Source organism: Pseudomonas inefficax (assembly GCF_900277125.1).
GTDB classification, from domain to species: domain Bacteria; phylum Pseudomonadota; class Gammaproteobacteria; order Pseudomonadales; family Pseudomonadaceae; genus Aquipseudomonas; species Aquipseudomonas inefficax.
Genome location: NZ_OPYN01000158.1, coordinates 1 through 2,082 on the forward strand (window position 1 = coordinate 1; position 2,082 = coordinate 2,082).

Consider the following 2,082-nt stretch of genomic DNA (forward strand, 5'->3'; position numbering starts at 1 on the left):
GCGCGAAACCTCGTTCATGGGCATGCCGATAATGGCCGGTGCCGACCTTGCCGCGTTCCTCAACATGACCCGCTCGCCCAAGGCCTTGCTGCACGTGTGCAAACGCTTTGGCCGCCACCTGTACCACCTGGCCCGGTATGGCCGGGCGATGCACCTGGTCAACGGCGTCGCGCTGGTGGAACGCCTGGCCAGGTCGGCGCAGGACCTGGGCGTCCAGCTGCAGGAGTCGGCACCAGCCAAACGCCTGCTGGTCGAGGATGGCCAGGTGCGCGGGGCGCTGGTGGCTACACCGCAGGGCGAGCAACTGATACGTGCCAAGGCCGTGGTGCTCGCGGCGGGTGGTTTCCCCAACGACAACNCCCGCCGTCGGCAACTGTTCCCGCGCGATNCCAGCGGCCACGACAACCTGGCCCTGCCTCCCAAGGGTTGTTCGGGCGACGGTCTGCGCCTGGCCTGGTCGGCCGGCGGTGTGGTCGCCACCGACCTGAAGTCGCCGGTGGCCTGGGCGCCGGTTTCGCGAGTGCCGCACCGCGACGGCAGCGTTGGCCACTTCCCGCACATCATCGAACGCGGCAAGCCGGGCATCATCGGCGTGCTGGCCGACGGCAAACGTTTCGTCAACGAAGCGCATGGCTATTACGACTATGTATCAGCGATGGTCGCTGCGGTGCCGCAGGGCGAAGAGGTGTGTTCGTGGCTGGTCTGCGACCACCGTTTCCTGCGTCGCTACGGCCTGGGCCACGCCCGCCCGGCGCCGCTGCCGGTGTGGCCGCACGTGCGTAGCGGCTATCTCAAGCAAGGCGCCACCCTTGAACAGTTGGCCCAGGCCTGCGGCATCGACCCGGGAGGGTTGCGCGCCACGGTCAGCGACTTCAACACCCATGCCCGCAATGGCCATGACCCGGCGTTCGGCCGTGGTTCCACGCCGTTCAACCGCAAACAGGGCGACCCGCAGCACAAAGGGCCAAACCCTTGCGTGGCGCCCATCGAGCATGGGCCGTTCTATGCGGTAAAGGTACAGCCCGGCTGCTTTGGCACCTTTGCCGGGCTGCGCACCGACGGCAATGCCCGGGTGCTGGATGCAGCTGGGCAGCCGATTGCAGGCTTGTATGCAGCGGGTACCGACATGGCCAGCGTGTTTGGCGGCTGGTATCCGTCGGGTGGCATCAACCTGGGCCCGGCCCTGACCTTTGGCTATGTGGCCGGGCGGCATATTGCCGAAGCGCAGGGGTATGAATGAGGTGAGCGATCACTGATAGCCATGCCCTGTTGCTCATGGACGGCGCAATTCCTGTAGGAGCGGCCTTGTGTCGCGAAAGGGGTGCGAAGCGCCCCCAACGATCTGTGCATCACCGCAAAAACGCCGGGGGCCGCTTTGCGGCCCTTTCGCGACACAAGGCCGCTCCTACAGGAAACCGCGCCTGCCTTCGATATGCCCAGCTCGGCATCATCCATCAGCGCCTTGGCCATCGCACTCAGGATTGGGTGTCTTCTGTTGTCATTGGTGAATCCCCTGAAGTTTCTCGACTGCTTGCTCTGGCCCTTTCGCGGGCACGCCCGCTCCCACAGGTACCGTGCAAGTCTTAAGTACTGTGACAATCCTGTGGGAGCGGGCGTGCCCGCGAAGAGGCCAGAACAGGCAACACATTGTTTATGCTTTAGTGCAAAGTCCAGAGCGCTGCCAAAGCGGCCGCAACGGGAAACAGGGAAATGGCCTACAAGGAAGGGGCTAAATCTGATTTTTCCCTCAAGCCGGACAACGCATCTGCCTCAGCCAGTACGCCACGTCCACCTCGTCGATCTGCGCGGCACGCAGGAAGCGCTCGGCATACTGGCGGTATACCCCACTGCTGAGAAACAGCTCCAGCAATTGCCCGTCGATGTGCCCGTCGCGGGCCATGCCCACCAGGATCTTCACCGACTCGGACAAGGTCTTCGGAGCCTTGTAGGGCCGGTCGGCCGCGGTCAGCGCCTCGAAGATGTCGGCAATCGCCATCACCCGCTCGGCAATGCCCAGGTCCTGCTCGCCCAGCCGGCGCGGGTAGCCGCTGCCGTCCATTTTCTCGTGGTGGTTGCCTGCGA

Annotated in this window: 2 protein-coding genes; one reads left to right on the top strand and one right to left on the bottom strand. The window is 64.8% G+C overall.

The window, feature by feature from the left end; genetic code table 11:
- Positions 1 to 1,240, top strand: a 1,240-nt coding sequence (locus JV551A3_RS18230; protein ID WP_133979021.1) for an FAD-dependent oxidoreductase, incomplete at its 5' end; no start/stop codon positions are given.
- A 507-nt stretch (positions 1,241 to 1,747) separates the two neighbouring features.
- On the opposite strand, the gene JV551A3_RS18235 is transcribed toward JV551A3_RS18230, so the two are convergent.
- Positions 1,748 to 2,082, bottom strand: a 335-nt coding sequence (locus JV551A3_RS18235; RefSeq protein ID WP_328592109.1) for an HD-GYP domain-containing protein, incomplete at its 5' end; no start/stop codon positions are given.